The 17,974-nt window shown below is 71.5% G+C and carries 15 protein-coding genes; 14 read left to right on the plus strand and 1 reads right to left on the minus strand.

Translation table 11 applies throughout. The annotated features are described in order from the left end of the window. Nucleotides 1-22 precede the first annotated feature (22 nt). From FSW04_RS09220 to FSW04_RS09270, 11 genes are all read left to right on the plus strand, one after another. Complete coding sequence (locus tag FSW04_RS09220) at nucleotides 23-1,165, plus strand: M20 family metallopeptidase (protein ID WP_146918529.1); 1,143 nt, start codon at nucleotides 23-25, stop codon at nucleotides 1,163-1,165. Further along, the gene (locus tag FSW04_RS09225) at nucleotides 1,162-2,715 is read left to right on the plus strand and encodes an LCP family protein (protein WP_146918531.1); all 1,554 of its coding nucleotides are present in this window, start codon (nucleotides 1,162-1,164) and stop codon (nucleotides 2,713-2,715) included. The genes FSW04_RS09220 and FSW04_RS09225 overlap by 4 nt, the downstream gene beginning before the upstream one ends. Then, nucleotides 2,712-4,199: an LCP family protein gene (locus FSW04_RS09230; RefSeq protein WP_146918533.1), complete on the plus strand. Its 1,488-nt coding sequence runs from the start codon at nucleotides 2,712-2,714 to the stop codon at nucleotides 4,197-4,199. The genes FSW04_RS09225 and FSW04_RS09230 overlap by 4 nt, the downstream gene beginning before the upstream one ends. Nucleotides 4,200-4,309: 110 nt before the next feature. Further along, complete coding sequence (locus tag FSW04_RS09235) at nucleotides 4,310-5,599, plus strand: UDP-glucose dehydrogenase family protein (RefSeq protein ID WP_146918535.1); 1,290 nt, start codon at nucleotides 4,310-4,312, stop codon at nucleotides 5,597-5,599. 3 nt (nucleotides 5,600-5,602) lie between these two features. Then, the gene (locus tag FSW04_RS09240; protein ID WP_146918537.1) at nucleotides 5,603-6,715 is read left to right on the plus strand and encodes a sugar phosphate nucleotidyltransferase; all 1,113 of its coding nucleotides are present in this window, start codon (nucleotides 5,603-5,605) and stop codon (nucleotides 6,713-6,715) included. Nucleotides 6,716-6,742: 27 nt separating this feature from the next. After that, nucleotides 6,743-7,804, plus strand: coding sequence for a bifunctional phosphoglucose/phosphomannose isomerase (locus FSW04_RS09245; protein ID WP_146918540.1), 1,062 nt, complete (start codon nucleotides 6,743-6,745; stop codon nucleotides 7,802-7,804). 9 nt (nucleotides 7,805-7,813) lie between these two features. Next, nucleotides 7,814-8,296, plus strand: coding sequence for a hypothetical protein (locus FSW04_RS09250; protein ID WP_146918542.1), 483 nt, complete (start codon nucleotides 7,814-7,816; stop codon nucleotides 8,294-8,296). A 47-nt stretch (nucleotides 8,297-8,343) separates the two neighbouring features. Next, entirely contained in the window at nucleotides 8,344-8,727 is a 384-nt protein-coding gene (locus FSW04_RS09255; RefSeq protein ID WP_146918544.1) for a MerR family transcriptional regulator, read from the plus strand. Beyond that, nucleotides 8,724-10,181, plus strand: a complete 1,458-nt coding sequence (gene ahcY / locus FSW04_RS09260; RefSeq protein ID WP_146918546.1) for an adenosylhomocysteinase — start codon at nucleotides 8,724-8,726, stop codon at nucleotides 10,179-10,181. Before FSW04_RS09255 ends, ahcY begins: the two co-directional genes overlap by 4 nt. 57 nt (nucleotides 10,182-10,238) lie before the next feature. After that, on the plus strand, nucleotides 10,239-11,489 hold the full coding sequence (locus FSW04_RS09265) for an adenosylhomocysteinase (RefSeq protein WP_146918548.1): 1,251 nt from the start codon (nucleotides 10,239-10,241) through the stop codon (nucleotides 11,487-11,489). Between the two features lie 60 nt (nucleotides 11,490-11,549). Then, complete coding sequence (locus FSW04_RS09270; protein ID WP_228431064.1) at nucleotides 11,550-12,908, plus strand: UTP--glucose-1-phosphate uridylyltransferase; 1,359 nt, start codon at nucleotides 11,550-11,552, stop codon at nucleotides 12,906-12,908. An 8-nt stretch (nucleotides 12,909-12,916) separates the two neighbouring features. On the opposite strand, the gene FSW04_RS09275 is transcribed toward FSW04_RS09270, so the two are convergent. Continuing rightward, nucleotides 12,917-13,735 carry a cytochrome c oxidase assembly protein gene (locus FSW04_RS09275; RefSeq protein ID WP_146918550.1) on the minus strand — a complete coding sequence of 273 codons (819 nt, stop codon included), beginning with the start codon at nucleotides 13,733-13,735 and terminating at the stop codon, nucleotides 12,917-12,919. Between the two features lie 122 nt (nucleotides 13,736-13,857). On the opposite strand from FSW04_RS09275, the gene FSW04_RS09280 reads away from it, so the two are divergent. The 3 genes from FSW04_RS09280 (at nucleotide 13,858) to secA (ending at nucleotide 17,972) form a co-directional block, all read left to right on the plus strand. Further along, nucleotides 13,858-14,535, plus strand: coding sequence for a ComF family protein (locus FSW04_RS09280; RefSeq protein ID WP_146918553.1), 678 nt, complete (start codon nucleotides 13,858-13,860; stop codon nucleotides 14,533-14,535). A gap of 90 nt (nucleotides 14,536-14,625) precedes the next feature. Further along, complete coding sequence (hpf, locus tag FSW04_RS09285) at nucleotides 14,626-15,009, plus strand: ribosome hibernation-promoting factor, HPF/YfiA family (RefSeq protein WP_146918555.1); 384 nt, start codon at nucleotides 14,626-14,628, stop codon at nucleotides 15,007-15,009. Between the two features lie 83 nt (nucleotides 15,010-15,092). Beyond that, a complete protein-coding gene (secA, locus tag FSW04_RS09290; RefSeq protein WP_146918557.1) occupies nucleotides 15,093-17,972 on the plus strand; it encodes a preprotein translocase subunit SecA in 2,880 nt (959 codons plus the stop codon). Nucleotides 17,973-17,974 lie beyond the last annotated feature (2 nt).

The raw sequence follows: 17,974 nt of genomic DNA on the forward strand, positions 1-17,974 counted from the left end.
CGGGGCGGTACCCTGACCCCCGATGGACGAGCGCGTCCTGGCCGAGCGGCTGATCACGTACGACACCTCCACGCTCGACGGGCTCAACGCGGCCGCCGGCTTCGTCAAGGGCTGGCTGGAATCCCACGAGCTCGAGGTCAAGAGCCTGGACCACGACGGCCTGCCCGTCGTGATGGTCGACGCCGGGGCGCCCGCCTCGGCCGCCGCGCCGACGGTCATCCTGCACGGCCACCTCGACGTCGTCCCGGCCTACGCCGCGCAGTTCGCGCCCACGGTGGAGGGCGACCGGCTCATCGGCCGCGGCGCCTACGACATGAAGGGCGCGCTGGCCGCGATGATGTGCGCGGTCAAGGACGTCGCCGCCCAGCAGCAGGTCCGCGTGCGCTTCGTGTGCGTCCCCGACGAGGAGTCCGAAGACGTCTCGAGCCGCTCGACCGACGTGCTCATCGCCTCGGGGCTGACGGGCGACTTCGCGCTGACCGGCGAGCCCACCGACCTGCACATCGGGATCCAGGCCAAGGGCGTGCTGGCCGCCCGCGTCGCGGTCAGCGGCGTCGCGGCCCACGGCTCGACGCCGTGGCTCGGCGACAACGCGATCCTCAAGGCCCACGACGCGTTCCGGCGCATCGAGACGCTGCCGTTCTCGCGGGAGTCCTCCGACCTCTTCGACCGGCCGTCGATCAACCTGGCCCGCATCGAGGGCGGCGACGCGTTCAACAAGGTGCCCGACCGGTGCACGATGGACGTCGACATCCGCTTCCTGCCGACGCAGGACCCGGGGGAGATCCTCGCGCAGATCCGGGCGATCCCCGACGTCGAGATCCTCAAGTGCTTCACGCGTGCGCCCGCGGTGGTCTCGCGGGCCAACCCCTATGTCCGCGCGCTGCGCGACGCGATCGGCCGCTCCATCGAGGGCGAGGCGCTGAGCGTCGGGCGCGACGGCGCGTCCGACGCCGTGTCCTTCCTGGAGGCCGGGATCCCCGCCGTCGAGTTCGGGCCGGTCGGGGCGGGCCACCACGGGCCGCAGGAGTGGGTGTCGATCTCCTCCCTGCGCCGCTTCCGCCAGGCCGTCTCGGACTTCGTGCGCCTCCTGCCGTCGTGGCTGGAGCACAGGGAGCCCGACGACGGCCCCGACCTGCGCGCCGTCGAGGGCGGTCTGGCTTGAAGCTGCACCACGAGGACCGCCCTCCGCGCGAGGGCCTGCGCTTCCTGCTGCGCGCGGGTCTGAGCGTCCTGGTCATCGTGCTGCTCACCGCCGCCGCGACGGCGACCGCCGGGCTGCTGAAGATCAAGGACGAGATCGCCGCTCCGCCCGGCGCGCCGCCGCCGATCCACACCAAGGAGGTCACGGAGGCCAAGCCCGGCAAGCCGCAGACCATCGTCATCCTGGGCTCCGATCGCCGGTACGCCGACCTCAAGAAGAACAACCCGCTGCTCGAGAAGAGCAACCCGGCCCGCTCGGACACCATCCTGCTCGTCCGCATGGATCCCGATCAGCAGGCCACCGCGGTCCTGTCGATCCCGCGCGACCTGAAGGTCCTCATCCCGGGCTACGGCATCAACAAGATCAACGCCGCCTACTCGCTCGGCGGCCCGGGCCTGACCGCGGCGACGATCAAGCAGCTCTTCGGCGGCGACTTCACGATCAACCACATCATCAACGTCCAGTTCAAGGGCTTCCGGGAGGCCGTCGACGCCGTGGGCTGCGTCTACACCGATGTCGACCGGCGCTACTACCACTCCAACCTCGGCCTTCCGGTGTCCGAGCACTACGCCGAGATCGACGTGCGACCCGGCTACCAGCGGCTCTGCGGCCAGCGTGCGCTGGACTACGTGCGCTTCCGCCACGCCGACACCGACATCGTGCGCGCCGCACGCCAGCAGGACTTCCTGCGCTCGGCCAAGGACCAGCTCAGCACGTCGGCGCTCATCAACCAGCGCAGCAAGCTCATCAGGATCCTCAAGGGCGCCACCCAGACCGACACGAGCCTGCGGTCGGTGGGCGAGGTCATCAAGCTCGCCAAGCTGGCCATCTTCTCGGCCGACCACCCGGTCGCCCAGATCAAGTTCCCGGCGACGTTCACCGGCGACCCGGCCACCGGCGAGTACGTGGAGGCGTCCGAGCAGACGATCCAGACGCTGCGCAACCAGTTCTTCCACGCCTCGCCCCAGGTCAGGAAGAAGACCGCCGCCTCGACGCCGGTCCGCAACACGACGGGCAACGCGCAGGCCGCCCGGGCGCGGCTGGTGTCCGGGCGCACGGCGGGCGAGAACGCCGTGGCGCGCGCCGTCGCCCAGCGCCGGCTGGGCTTCCGCCTCTACTTCCCGGGCAAGCTCACGCCCGCGGGCCGCTACGCCAGCGTCACGGAGTCCGGGTCGCTGACCGCGCCCTCGCCGCGGATCTACACGATCCGCGACCGCGCCGGCCATCCGCACCAGGCCTACCGGCTCGTCGTCCTCGAGAGCCTGGACGAGGGCAGCTACTACGGGATCCAGGGCACGGACTGGCGGACGCCCCCGCTGCTGGCCCACCCGACGTCCAGCACGACGGTCGGCGGCAAGCGCCTGCTGCTGTTCAAGTCGGGCAGCAGGCTGCGGTTCGTCGCCTGGAAGCGCAAGGATGCCGTGTACTGGATCTCCAACAGCCTCACGCTGTCGCTGAGCAACGCCCAGATGCTCGGCATCGCCGGCTCCCTGACCCACATCGGCCCGTGAGCGCCAGCACCTCAGACGACCGCCCGCCCCGCCTCGCCTGGAGCATGTACAAGCGCTTCGTGCTCGGCGCGCTCATCGTCGTGCTGGCCAGCGCGGCGACCGTGGCGACCGCGGCGCTGCTGGAGGTCAAGGACGACACGACGATCTTCTTCAAGAACACGACGGGCATCCAGGGCATCCAGGGCGCGCTGGACGGCGTGAACGCCGGCGGGCCGCAGACGATCCTCATCCTGGGCTCCGACCGCCGGTTCGTCGACATCGCGGCCAAGACCCCCGTGCGCTCGGACACGATCATCCTGCTGCGGCTGGACCCGTCCAAGGGCGTCACGGCGGTCATGTCGCTGCCGCGCGACCTCAAGGTGTCGATCCCGGGCCACGGGACCGACAAGATCAACGCGGCCTACGCGATCGGCGGCGCCCCGCTGACGGTCAAGACCGTGCGCAAGCTGCTGAACATCCCGATCAACCACGTCGTCAACGTGAACTTCGGCGGCTTCCGCCGCGCGGTGGACCGCCTCGGGTGTGTCTACACCGACGTCGACCGCCGCTACTTCAACGACAACAACCCGCCGTTCGGCGGCGGTGGCGACTACGCGACGATCGACATCAAGGCCGGCTACCAGCAGCTCTGCGGCCAGGACGCGCTGGACTACGTGCGCTACCGCCACTTCGACACCGACCTCGTGCGCGCGGCGCGCCAGCAGCAGTTCCTGTCCGACGCCAAGGACCAGGTCGGGGTCGGCAAGGTCTTCAGCGACCGCAAGGCGCTCCTGCGGATCTTCGGTCGCTACACGCAGACCGACATCAACTCCAACCAGGCGATCCTGCGGCTGCTCAAGCTCGCGATCGAGTCGGCCCAGAACCCGGTGCAGGAGGTCCGCTTCCCCGGCGACATCACCGGCGACTTCGTGACGGTGACCCCGGAGAACCTGGCCAAGGTCACCCAGCAGTTCATGAACGCCAAGGGCTCCAAGGGCCCGCGGGGCACGGCGAAGAAGACGACGACCAGCCCGAAGGGCAAGCGCCGCACGGACTCGACGCTGGCCCCCGGCCTGCAGCTGGCGCCGCGCGTCGCCGAGGACGAGGCGGTGCAGCTGGCCACGAAGCTGCCGGTGCCCGTCTACTACCCGCGCGCAGTGCTGGCCGGCGCCGAGTACCTGCCCGACCACAGCCGCGCCTACGACATCTACGACCGCGGCCACCACCGCTACCGCGCCTACCGGATCGTGGTCAAGACCGACGAGCTCGGCCAGTACTACGGCGTGCAGGGCACGACGTGGAAGGGCCCGCCGATCCTCGACAACCCGAGCGAGCGCCGACGGATCGGGTCGCGGACCTACGAGCTGTTCTACGACGGCAGCCGCCTTCGGCTCGTGGCCTGGCGCACGCCCCAGGCCGTCTACTGGGTCTCCAACACGCTCCTGCAGTCGCTGACGAACAAGCAGATGCTGGGTCTGGCCCGGTCGGTTTCGATGATCAACTGAGGGCCCGGAGGGCCCGTCCGGCCCCGGACGGCGGGGCCCCGGATGCCGGCCGGCGGACTAGTCCACCGGGGGGCGCGTGGCCGCGACCCTTCGCTAGCCTCTCGCGCTTCATGAGCGAGCGTGAGCCCATCGGAGTCATCGGAACCGGATACGTCGGACTCGTCACGGCGGCCGGGTTCGCGGAACTCGGCAGCGACGTGTACTGCGTCGACATCGACGCGGACAAGATCGAGCGCCTCAAGCAGGGCGAGATCCCGATCTATGAGCCCGGGCTCGAGGAGCTGATCGCCAAGAATCGAGAGCGGCTGCACTTCAGCACGGAGCTCTCCGATGCGCTGGAGCGCGCGCGGCTGCTCTTCGTCGCCGTCGGCACGCCCCCGACCTACTCCGGCGACGCCGACCTCAGCGCGGTCCACGCGGTCGTCAACGCGATGCCGGTCTCCGACCACCACGCGCTCGTCATGAAGTCGACCGTGCCGGCGGGCACCGGCACGTCGATCAAGCGGCTGTTCACCGCCACCGGCAAGGACCAGTTCCGCTACGTGTCGTGCCCCGAGTTCCTCAAGGAGGGCTCGGCGGTCAAGGACTTCCTGCACCCCGACCGCGTCGTGATCGGCGACGACGGCGACTGGGCCGGCGACGCGGTCGCCGAGCTCTACTCGTCGCTGGACGCGCCGCAGGTGCGTACCGACATCAACAGCGCCGAGATGGTCAAGCTGGCCTCCAACGCGTTCCTGGCGACGAAGATCTCGTTCATCAACGAGATCGCCAACGTGTGCGAGGAGACGGGCGCCGACGTCGTCGAGGTCGCCAAGGGCATGGGCCTGGACGACCGCATCGGCCCGAAGTTCCTGCAGGCCGGCCTGGGCTTCGGCGGCTCGTGCTTCCCCAAGGACGTCACCGCGCTCAAGCAGCTGGCGGGCAACTCGGGCTACCACTTCCAGCTGCTGAACTCCGTCATCGAGGTCAACGAGCTGCAGAAGCGCCGCGTCATGGGCAAGCTCCAGAAGCACCTCGGCACGCTCGTCGGGCGCCGCATCGGGCTGCTCGGCCTGGCCTTCAAGCCGAACACCGACGACATGCGCGAGGCGACCTCGCTCGTGCTCAGCGCGCGTCTGCAGGCCGCCGGCGCCACGGTGATCGCCCATGACCCCATCGCCGAGGACGAGGCGCGAAAGCTCATCACGGGCATCGAGTTCGCCCCCGACGCGCTCGAGGTCGCCCGCGACGCCGACGCCGTCGTGCTCGTCACGGAGTGGGACCAGTTCCGCGCGCTGGACTTCGAGCAGGTCGCGGCGGTCATGGCCGGCACGCTCATCATCGACGGTCGCAACGCGTTGGACCCCGCCGCGGTGCGGGCCGCGGGCCTGACCTACGAGGGCGTCGGCCGGAGCCACTAGGGCATGCAGGCCGTGATCCTCGTGGGCGGGGAGGGGACCCGCCTGCGTCCGCTGACCTCGCGCCGGCCCAAGCCCGTCATCACCCTCGTCGACCGGCCGTTCCTGGTCTACATGCTCGAGTGGCTGCGCGGGCACGGCGTCGACGACGTCATCCTGAGCTGCGGCTTCGAGCCCACCCAGGTGCGCGAGGCGCTCGGCGACGGCGCGGCGCTGGGCATCCGCCTGCGCTACGTCGTGGAGCCCGAGCCCCGCGGCACGGCCGGCGCGCTGAAGTACGCCCAGGACCTGCTCGACGAGCGGTTCCTCATGCTCAACGGCGACGTGCTGTGCGACATCGATGTCAGCGCCCAGCTGCGCCGCCACGAGGAGACGGGCGCGGTCGGCACGCTGGGCCTCGTGCCCGTCGACGACCCCTCGGCCTACGGGCTCGTGCTGCTCGACGAGGATCACGCGGTCACCGGATTCCTGGAGAAGCCCGGCCCCGAGGAGCTCGTCGGCCTGCAGACGACGCTGATCTCCGCCGGGATCTACGTGCTCGAGCACGCCGTGCTGGACCTCATCCCCGAGGGACGCAACGTCTCCATCGAGCGCGAGGTCTGGCCCCGGCTCGTCGGCGCCGGCCTCTTCGGCGCGCCGGCGCAGGACGCCTACTGGATGGACATCGGCACGCCCGATCGCTATCTGCAGGGCACGTTCGACATCCTGGAGGGCAACGTGCGCACCGGCGTGGCCGAGCGCCTGGGCCCCGGCTTCCTGGCCGTCGCCGACGACGTCCGCGTCGACGGCCGGATCATCCCGCCGGCCGTGGTCGGGGCGGGCTGCCGCATCGACGCCGGTGCCCACGTCGGCAGCCTCGTCGTCCTGGGGCCGGGCGTCACCGTGGGCCGCGGGGCGAGGGTGGAACGCGCCGTGGTGCTCGATGGTGCGACCATCGGGGTCGGATGCGAGGTGACCGACTGCATCATCGCGCCGCGGGCGCGGATCGCCGACGGGGCCGTCGTGCGCGGCGGCGCGGTGATCGGGGAGGACGTCACGGTGGGGTCGGGCAACATCCTGACCGCGGGGATCAAGGTGTTTCCCGGCACGGAGCTCGCGGACGGGGCGATCACGTTCTAGACGGCGGATGACCATGAGGATGCAGCCATGACGACGACCAACCTCCAGCTCGATCGCGAGAGCATCGGGCGCATCGACTCCAGCGATCAGCTCACCGACGTGCTGGCCATCCCGGAGCACCTGCGCGACGCCCTGTGGAAGGTCGAGTCCTCGCAGCTGTCGGAGTGGGACAGCCCGGCGGGCCTGGTCGTGGCCGGCATGGGCGGCTCGGCCATCGGCGGCGCGCTGGCTCGCGCGGCGCTCGGCGACAGCGCGACGCGGCCGATCCTCGCGGCGCGCGCCTACGGCCTGCCGCCGTGGACGACGCCCGACACGACCGTGCTGTGCTCGAGCTACTCGGGCGACACGGAGGAGACCCTGGCCTGCTACGAGGCCGCCGGAGCGCTCGGCGCCACGCGCGTCGTGGCGACCAGCGGCGGCCGCCTGGCCGAGCTCGCGCGCGCCGACGGTGTGCCCGTCATCCCCGTCGCCGGCGGGCTGCAGCCCCGCGCCGCGGTGGCGTACATGACCGTTGCCGCGCTCGAGGTGGCCGCCCGCTGCGGCGCCGGGCCGCGCTGCGCGTCGGACATCGACGTGGCGGCCGAGCACCTCGAGGAGCTCGTCGTGGAATGGGGGCCCGAGGCTCCCGAGGACACGCTGGCCAAGAGCCTGGCCCGAGGCCTGGTCGGCACGGTGCCGGTCATCGCCGGCGCCGGCGTGACGACCGCGATCGCCTACCGCTGGAAGACGCAGATCAACGAGAACGCGAAGGTCCCCGCGTTCTGGCACGAGCTCCCCGAGCTCGACCACAACGAGCTCGTGGGCTGGACCGGGGCGGGCGAGCTCGCGCGCTTCAGCGCCGTGTTCCTCGAGGACAGCGACACGCATCCGCGCATCGCCGACCGCGTCGAGCTGACCGAGAGCCTCGTGCGCGACGCCGCCGCCGGCACGTTCCGCGTCCAGACCCGCGGCACGACGCTCGTCGAGCGCGTCTTCTCCATGGTCCTGCTGGGCGACCTCGTGTCGGTCTACCTGGCGGCGCTGCGGGGCACCGATCCCGGGCCGGTCGAGCTCATCGACCAGCTCAAGCGCAGCCTGGCCGAGCGCTAGGGGCCGGCCATGCAGCTGCTGCTCCGCCTGCCGTTCCTGCTGTTCGAGTGGCTCGTGCGACGGGTCGTCGATCGCTTCACCGGCGCCGAGACCGCCGGCATGGCGTGGGCGCCGGACCCCGCGCCGACCACCGCCGAGGCGCCGTCCATGCCGTCCACGCCGTCCGCTCCGCCGCCGCCGACGGCGGCCGAGACGCTGCGCCGCAGCGCCGAGCGCGAGGCCGCGGCGCCGCCGCCCAGGCCGCTGCGCCAGCGCCCACTGCGCGCGGTGGACCACGTCGATTCCGGGGCCGAGGTCGTGGAGTCCGTGGGGCCCGCCGAGGACGTCGGCGGCTCGATCGTGGTCGACCTGCCGTGGGACGGCTACGACACGATGTCGGCGGCGACCATCGTGGCCCGGCTGCGCAGCGCCGACGTCGCGACCAAGGGCGTCGTCCGGCTCTACGAGCAGCAGCACAAGCGCCGCTCGACGGTGCTCCGCGCGACAGGTTGAGGCCTGTGGCGAAACCTTGACACGACCGTGGTAAGGTTGGGGACGCGATGGACGCCCTCACGATCCACGAGGCTGCGGAGACGACGGGGTGGTCGCCCCGGATGCTGCGCTACATCGAGCGCAACGGGCTCATCGAGCCCCAGCGCTCCGGTGCCGGCTACCGCCTGTACGGCGCCGCCGAGCTCCAGCGCCTGCGCACGCTCAAGGAGCTGCTCGCAGGCCACGACCTCGGCCTCGGGGAGATCGGCTTCGCGCTACGCCTGCGCCGCGACACGGGACTCCGTGACGCGGTGGAGGCGTGGTTCGAGGCACGGCCGGAGCGTCCCGACGACGTGCCGGCCGACGACTGGCTGCGCTTCGAGCAGGAGAAGCACTCGAGGCTGCTGGAGATCGTCCGCGCGCGACAGTCCACCACCACGGAGACCGCATGAGCACCACTGCTGCCACGACGCACACCGACTTCAAGGTCGCTGATCTCGGGTTGGCCGAGTTCGGTCGCAAGGAGATCCGCCTGGCCGAGCACGAGATGCCGGGCCTGATGAAGACCCGCGAGGAGTTCGCGGCCTCGCAGCCGTTGAAGGGCGCGCGGATCATGGGCTCGCTGCACATGACGATCCAGACGGCGGTGCTCATCGAGACGCTGACCGCGCTGGGTGCCGAGGTGCGCTGGGTCTCCTGCAACATCTTCTCCACCCAGGACCACGCGGCGGCCGCGGTGGCCGTGGGCCCCCATGGCACGCCGGAGGACCCCCAGGGCGTGCCGGTCTTCGCCTGGAAGGGCGAGACGCTGGAGGAGTACTGGTGGTGCACCGAGCAGGCGCTGACCTGGCCCGGGGGTGAGGGTCCGAACATGATCCTCGACGATGGCGGCGACGCGACGATGCTCGTCCATAAGGGCACCGAGTTCGAGAAGGCCGGCGCCGTGCCCGACCCCGCGGGTGCGGAGTCCGAGGAGTTCCGCGTCTTCCTGACGCTGCTGCAGAAGTCCATCGCGCAGGACCCGGGCAAGTGGACGGCGATCGGCGAGGGCATCCTGGGCGTGACCGAGGAGACCACCACCGGCGTGCATCGCCTCTACGAGCTGGCCCAGCGCGGCGAGCTGCTGTTCCCGGCCATCAACGTCAACGACTCGGTGACCAAGAGCAAGTTCGACAACCTCTACGGCTGCCGGCACTCGCTGGTGGACGGCATCAACCGCGCCGTGGACGTCATGCTGGCCGGCAAGACCGCCGTGGTGTGCGGCTTCGGCGACGTGGGCAAGGGCAGCGCCGAGTCGCTGCGCGCCCAGGGCGCGCGGGTCATCGTCACCGAGATCGACCCGATCTGCGCGCTGCAGGCCTCGATGCAGGGCTACCAGGTCGCCACGCTGGAGGACGTCATCGAGACCGCCGACGTGTTCATCACGACGACCGGCAACAAGGACATCATCCTGGTGCAGGACATGAAGCGCATGAAGCACCAGGCGATCGTGGGCAACATCGGCCACTTCGACAACGAGATCGACGTCGCCGGCCTGGAGAAGCTGGACGGCATCAAGCGCATCAACATCAAGCCGCAGGTCGACGAGTGGGTCTTCCCCGACGGCCACTCGATCATCCTGCTGTCCGAGGGACGCCTGCTGAACCTGGGCAACGCGACCGGCCACCCGTCGTTCGTGATGTCGAACTCGTTCACCAACCAGACGATCGCCCAGATCGAGCTGTTCACCAAGAACGACGACTACGACAAGCAGGTCTACGTGCTGCCCAAGCACCTCGACGAGAAGGTCGCGCGCCTGCACCTGGACGCCGTCGGCGTCAAGCTCACGCAGCTGCGCCCCGACCAGGCCGCCTACATCGGCGTGCCGGTCGAGGGCCCGTACAAGCCGGACCACTACCGCTACTAGCCACGCGGACGACCCGTGCCCCCGACCGCCACCGGTCGGGGGCCGGGTTCCCCTGCCATGAGCGACATCGCGGATCCCGCGCTCGCCGGGGCGGGCGCGACGCGCATCGAGTGGGCCGACGCCCAGATGCCCGTCCTGCGCTCGATCCGTGAGCGCTTCGGCGCCCAGCGCCCCCTGGCCGGCCTGACCGTGGCCGCGTGCCTGCACGTCACGGCCGAGACGGCCGGACTCGTGCGCACGCTCGTGGCCGGCGGCGCGGAGGTGGCGCTCTGCGCCGCCAACCCCCTGGCGACCCAGGACGAGGTCGCCGCGGCGCTCGCCCAGGACGAGGGCGTCGGCGTCTTCGCCCGCCGCGGGGAGGACCTCGACGCGCTCGGCGGCCACGTCGCCGACGTCCTGGACCGCGCGCCGCACGTGACGCTCGACGACGGCGCCGACCTGCTCGTGACCCTGCACGCGGTGCGCCCCGACCTCCTCGACGGCCTCATCGGCGGCACCGAGGAGACGACGAGCGGCCTCGTGCGCCTCCGGGCGATGCAGGCCGCCGGACGGCTGAGCTGCCCGGTGCTGGCCGTCAACGAGGCCCGCGCCGAGCGCGTGTTCAACGACCACTACGGCACGGGCCAGTCCACCCTGGACGGGATCCTGCGGGCGACGAACCTCCTGCTGGCCGGGCGCACGATCGTCGTCCTCGGCTACGGCCCGACGGGCCGCGGCATCGCCCTGCGGGCCCGCGGCGCCGGCGCCCAGGTCGTCGTGTGCGAGATCGATCCGATCGCCGGGCTCGACGCGCGGATGGAGGGCTTCGACGTCCTGCCGTCGCTCCAGGCCGCCGCCCGCGGTGACGTCTTCATCACCGTCACCGGCGCACCCGGCGTGCTGGGCCGGGCGCACTTCGAGCGCATGAAGGACGGCGCGGTGCTCGCCAACGCCGGGCACTTCGACGTCGAGATCGACCTGGCCGCGCTGCGGGCGCTGGCCGGTCAGGGCCGCCGCGTGCGGCCCCTGGTCGAGCAGTACGCGCTGGCCGACGGGCGGCGGCTGAACCTCCTGGCCTCCGGGCGCGTGGTCAACCTGGCCGCCGGCGAGGGCCATCCCGCGTCGGTCATGGACCTCTCCTTCGCGTTGCAGGCCCTCTCGGTCGAGCACCTGGCCGGGGCCGGCCGCGACCTGGGGCCCGGCGTCCACGCCGTGCCCGACGACATCGACCGCGAGGTCGCGCGCCTCAAGCTCGCCTCCCTGGGCGTGACGCTCGACGAGCTCACCGAGGACCAGCGCGGCTACCTGCGCCGCTGGGAGCAGCCCTAGCCCGCTGTGCGGCCGCCGCGGCGCGTGGAGGAGGCGCGCGAGCGGGTAGGTTCCCCGGCCGTGGACGCCTTGGACGCAGCACTGCGCAAGATGCGCGACGAGGGCCTGGGCGAGGCCGCCGTCGAGACCTTCGCGCGCCAGCACCGCCGCCTGCAGGAGGGCGAGACCGGCACCCTGCCGGAGGCCGGGATCGAGCCGGTCGCCGAGCTGCCCGACGCCGAGGAGCTGCCCGATGCGCCCGCGCCGCTGGACGAGGCGGTGGTCATCAAGCTCAACGGCGGGCTGGGCACCAGCATGGGGATGCGGCAGGCCAAATCGCTGCTGGAGGTCAAGGACGGCATGAGCTTCCTGGACCTCATCGCCGAGCAGGTCCTGGACCTGCGCCGGGCCAGCGGCGCGCGGCTGCCGCTCGTGCTCATGAACTCGTTCGCCACGCGGGAGGACTCGCTGGCGGCCCTGGCCCGCCACGGCGACCTGTCCGCCGACCTGCCCGCCGACTTCGTGCAGAACAAGGTGCCCAAGATCGAGCGTGAGGGGCTCGCGCCCGTGAGCTGGCCGGCCGACCCCTCGCTGGAGTGGGCGCCGCCCGGCCACGGCGACGTCTACACGGCGCTCGTGACCTCCGGGATGCTCGACGCGCTGCTGCGGGGCGGCTACCGCTGGGCGTTCATCTCGAACTCCGACAACCTCGGCGCCGTCCTGGATCCGCGCATCCTGGCCTGGCTGGCCGGGTCGGGCGCGCCGTTCCTCATGGAGGTGGCCGACCGGACGTCCTCGGACCGCAAGGGCGGCCACCTGGCCCGCCGGCGCTCGGACGGTGCGCTCGTGCTGCGCGAGATCGCCCAGACGCCCGACGAGGATCTCGAGGCCTTCCAGGACACCGCCCGCCACCGCTTCTTCAACACCAACACGCTGTGGATCGATCTCCGCGCGCTGGAGGCGCTGCTCGGTGAGGTCGGCGTCCTGGACCTGCCGATGATCGTCAACCGCAAGACGGTCGACCCGGCCGACGCGGCCTCCACGCCGGTGATCCAGCTCGAGACCGCGATGGGCGCGGCGATCGGGGTCTTCGAGGGCGCCGCGGCGCTGCGGGTCCCGCGCTCGCGCTTCGTGCCCGTCAAGACCACCAACGACCTGCTCTCGCTGCGCTCCGACGCCTACGTCGTGGGTGAGGGCCGGGCCGTGCACCTGGCCCCGGAGCGCCGCGGCGTGCCGCCGTTCGTGGATCTCGACCCCGAGCACTTCAAGCTCGTCGAGGACTTCGACGCGCGCTTCGCCGCCGGGCCGCCCTCGCTCGTGGCCTGCGAGGCGCTGCACGTCCGCGGCGACGTCCACTTCGGCGCCGGTGTCATCGTGCGGGGCGAGGTCACCGTGCAGGGCCCGGCCCGCGTCCCCGACCACGCCGTCCTGGCGTCCTAGGGGCCGGGCTACGCCGCCGGGCCGTAGCGCTCGGCGCGCTGCTCCTCGAGCTCGGACTCCGTCAGCGCGCGCACGAACAGGTAGGCCAGCGCGATGCCCATGACGATCGACTGCTCGATCGCCATGATGGCCCCCGCCAGCGCCTGGTCGTCGCCGGGCTTGAGCCCCCACACGCGCGGGCCGTTCTCGTAGAAGCCGTAGAGCGCGTGCGGGGCGAAGGTCAGGAAGATGCCCAGCAGGCCGACGAACACCTTCGTGGAGGCCATGTAGGCCACCGGCGTCAGGCCGGTCAGGTGGCGCCCGCGCACCGGCGACAGCAGGTGCCACCAGTACAGGAGGCCGATGGACAGGAAGCAGACGTGCTCGAGCACGTGGACCGCCGAGTGCTCCAGCGCCGCGTCGTAGAGCGCCGGGATGTGCCAGGCCCACGTGAGGCCCACGTACAGGACCACGGCGAAGGCGGGGTGGGCGACCGGTCCCAGCGCTCGCTCCAGGTCGACGACCTGCCGGGCGACCGGGCGCAGGATGACCTTCGTCAGGCCGACGATGAGCAGGATGGGCACGAGGTCGAGCAGGATCACGTGCTGGACCATGTGCATCGCGAAGACCTGGTCGGCGAGCGTGTCGATCGGCGAGATGAGGGCCACGGCGATGAGCAGGACGCCCGTGACCCAGGCCACGAGCCGGTCCACCGGAGCGCCGCGGGCGCCCTCGCTCGAGGCCCGGACGCGCCTCCAGCGCACCACGTAGCCCACGAGCAGCACCAGGCAGATGACGATGGGACCGGGGGCCATGGAGAACGAGGTGTTGGCCGAGGTGGCGAGCACGTCGCCGATTCTGTCACCGCGGGGCGGGCTCGGCGCGGGCTGCACGACGTCGGCACCCGCGCTGCGCGATGCCGTGACGATCCGGTCTCGATCCGTCACGCCACGACCGGGAGGCTCGGGCCATGCTCCTCGCGCCCCTCCTCGGCCTCCTCGCCCCACCGGCGTGCCTGGCCTGCGGCCGCCCGCCGGGCCCCCGCGACGTGCTCTGCCGCGACTGCCGGGTCGCGCTGCCCTGGCTCGGACCGGGCGTGTGCGCCCGGTGCGGGCTGCCGGGGCGCTGCGGGCGCACCTGCCCCGCTCGGCGCCTGGCCTACGACCGCGCCTGGGCGCCCGTGGCCTACGCGGGGCCGGCGCGCCGGCTCGTGGGGGCGCTCAAGGAGCGCGGGGCCGTGGCGGCGGCGGGGCTCATGGCCGCCCAGATGGCGGCCACGGCGCCGCCGGGCCTGCTGGCCGGGGCGGTCCTGTCCGCGGTGCCCGCCGACCCGCTGCGCCGCCGGCGGCGGGGCCTGGACCACGCCGGGCGGATCGCCGCCGAGCTGGCGTCCCGCTGCGACCTGGAGGCCGCCGCGCTCCTGAGGCGACGCCCGTCGCGGGCCGGCCGCCAGGCCGGTGCGTCGCGCCGGCAGCGCCTGGCCGAGGGCCGGCTGCCGGTGGAGGTCCGCGCGCGGGCCGTCCCCGAGGCCGTCCTGCTCGTCGACGACGTGCACACCACGGGCGCGACGCTGCACGCCTGCGCGGTGGCGCTGAAGGCCGCGGGGGTACGCCGCGTCGGCGCCGTGACCTACGCCCGGACCCTGTGATGGACGCCCTTGTGTCGACAGCCATTGCCGATCTCGCCGTGCGGGTCTACCGTGGTGAGGACCTAGAGATCCAGCCCACAGGAGGGCCGCATGCAGATCGAGGTCAAGGGCCGCAACACGACCGTCTCGGACGACCTCCGGGAGCACGTGGAGAAGCGCTTCGCCAAGGTGGGCAAGCAGGTGTCCGAGCTGGCCGTGCTGGAGGTCGAGCTCTTCGAGGAGCGCAACCCGGCCAACCCGGACGCGATGGTGGCCGAGGTCACGCTGCGGGTGAAGGGGACCACGCTGCGGGCGCGCGACGCCTCCCGGGACATGGCCCACTCGATCAACCTCTGCGCGGACGAGCTGGCGATCCAGGTCAAGCGCCACCGCGACAAGCGCCGGAAGCGAAGGGAGTCGCGGACCGCCGCGGCCCAGCCGCCGGGCATGGCGCCGCAGGAGTCCCCGGCAGGGGGAATCTCGGCCGCCCTGTAGGCCAGGATCCCCGTCGCGGCGAGTGGGGCGGGCGTCCCGCGCCCGCCCCGAGTGCCGATGCCCCTCCGACTACACTGAGGTCCATGGGTCTCCTCGACCGCGCGCTGAACATCGGCGAGTCCAAGCAGTTCCGCCAGTACGAGAAGCGCGTCGCGCGGATCGCCGACTTCGAGCCTGAGCTCGAGCTCGAATCCGACGACGAGCTCCGTGAGCGGATGGACGCGCTGCGCCAGCACGTGCGCAGCCAGCCGGACGACGACAAGATCGCCGACGCCCTCGACGAGGTGCTCCCCGAGTGCTTCGCGGTCGTCCGCGAGGTCGGCCGGCGCACGATGGCGATGCGCCACTTCGACGTCCAGCTCATCGGCGGCATGGTGCTCCACGGCGGTCAGATCGCCGAGATGCGCACGGGCGAGGGCAAGACCCTCACAGGCACGCTCGCGGTCGTCCTGAACTCGCTCGCCGGCAAGGGCGTCCACGTCGTGACGGTCAACGACTACCTGGCCCGCCGCGACGCCGAGTGGATGATGCCGCTCTACGAGGCCTGCGGCGTCAGCGTCGGGATCCTCGAGAACCAGCAGGACTACGAGGACAAGGTGCAGGCCTACGCCTGCGACGTGACGTACGGCACGAACTCCGAGTTCGGCTTCGACTACCTGCGCGACAACATGGCGCAGAGCATCGAGGAGAAGGTCCAGCACGGCGGGCGCATCGGCGAGGACGGCCGCCCGGTCGCCACGCACTTCTTCGCCGTCGTCGACGAGGTCGACAACATCCTCATCGACGAGGCGCGCACGCCGCTCATCATCTCCGGTGCGCCCGAGCAGGCCGCGGACTTCTACGTCCAGTTCGCCAAGCTCGCCAAGGTCATGGTGCCGGGCAAGACGCCCGAGGGCATGGACCCGCGCTCGCGCAAGGACTTCGTCGCCGACTTCGACTTCGAGTTCGACGAGAAGCACAAGACCGTGGCGATCACCGAGCAGGGCGTCGCCAAGGCCGAGAAGTTCCTGGGCATCGACCACCTGTACCGCGCCGAGAACGGCCCGCTGGTCAACCACCTGCACCAGTCGCTGAAGGCCGAGTCGCTCTACAAGCGCGACGTCGACTACGCCGTCATCGACGGCGAGGTCAAGATCATCGACGAGTTCACCGGCCGCATCCTGGAGGGCCGGCGCTGGTCTGAGGGCCTGCACCAGGCGGTGGAGGCCAAGGAGGGGGTGGCGATCCAGGAGGAGAACCAGACCCTCGCGACGATCACCTACCAGAACTTCTTCCGCATGTACTCCAAGCTCTCGGGCATGACGGGCACCGCCCTCACCGAGGCGACGGAGTTCATGAAGATCTACAAGCTCCCCGTCGTGCAGGTCCCGACGAACCGCCCCATGGTGCGCCAGGACCGCAACGATCAGGTCTACAAGACCAAGGAGGGCAAGTGGAGCGCCCTCATCCGCGAGATCCAGGCCCGCCACGAGGCCGGCCAGCCGATCCTCGTCGGCACGATCTCGGTGGAGACCTCGGAGATGATCTCCGACCGCCTGCGGGCCCTGGGCATCGGGCACTCCGTCCTCAACGCCAAGCCCGAGCACGCGGCGCGCGAGGCCGACGTGGTCGCCGAGGCCGGGCGCAGCGGCAGCGTGACGATCGCGACCAACATGGCCGGCCGCGGCGTCGACATCAAGCTCGGCGGCAACCCCGAGCACCAGACCGAGATCGAGCTGCGCAACCTCGGCCTCAAGCCCGGCGACCCGGACTACGAGGAGCGCCACGCCGAAGTCTACGCGGCGATCGAGCGCCGCATCGAGGCCGAGCGCGAGAAGGTCCTCGAGGCCGGCGGCCTGTTCATCTGCGGCACCGAGCGCCACGAGTCGCGGCGCATCGACAACCAGCTGCGCGGCCGCGCCGGTCGCCAGGGCGATCCCGGCGAGTCCCGCTTCTTCCTCAGCGCCGAGGACGACCTCGTGCGGCTCTTCGCCGGCGACCGGATCTACAAGATCCTCGACAAGCTCGGCACGACCGACGACGAGGGCAACGAGGAGCCCATCGAGGCGGGCATGCTGACGAAGCAGATCGAGAAGGCCCAGAAGAAGGTCGAGGAGCAGAACTTCCTGCTGCGCAAGCGCGTCCTCGAGTACGACGACGTCATGAACGAGCAGCGCCGCGTCGTCTACCAGTACCGCGACGAGGTCCTCGAGGGCCGCGACATGGGCGCGGTCGCCCGCGAGCAGATCGGCGACGTCATCCGCCGCGTCGTCGACGAGCACACCGCCTCGGAGTTCGCGGAGGACTGGGACGTCGACGCGCTGTTCACCGCGCTGGCCGACATCTTCCCCACCGGCTTCGGGCCCGACCGCCTCGACGAGGTCAACGAGCGCGATGAGCTCGTCCAGGTCCTCACGGCCGACGCCATGGAGTACTACGAGCGTCGCGAAGAGGAGCTCGGCGAGGAGCTCATGCGAGCGCTCGAGCGCTACCTGCTCCTGCAGATCATCGACAACAAGTGGCGCGAGCACCTGTACGACATGGACTACCTGCGCGAGGGCATCCACCTCCGCGGGTTCGCCCAGATCGACCCGCTCGTCGCCTACAAGAACGAGGCGTTCGACCTCTTCACCGACCTGATGAACAGCATCTGGGCGGACTTCGCGCGGATGATCTTCCACGTCGAGGTCGAGGTGGAGGCCGAGGGCGGCGCGCCGCAGGTTCCCGCCCCGGCGCCGGGCCCCGTGCGCGGCCCCGGCAACGTGAGCTACACCGGCGGCGTCGGCACCCAGCAGCCCAGCGCGCTGGCCGCCGCCGCGGCCGCCGGCGGCGCCGTGGCGACCGAGGGCTACGCCGAGGTCGAGGGCGAGGACGCCACGCCGATGGTGCAGCAGCGCCGCGTCGACGAGCACGACACGATCGGGCGCAACGACCCGTGCTGGTGCGGCTCGGGCAAGAAGTTCAAGAAGTGTCACGGCTCGTAGGT

The sequence above is a fragment of the Baekduia soli genome, from assembly GCF_007970665.1.
GTDB lineage: Bacteria > Actinomycetota > Thermoleophilia > Solirubrobacterales > Solirubrobacteraceae > Baekduia > Baekduia soli.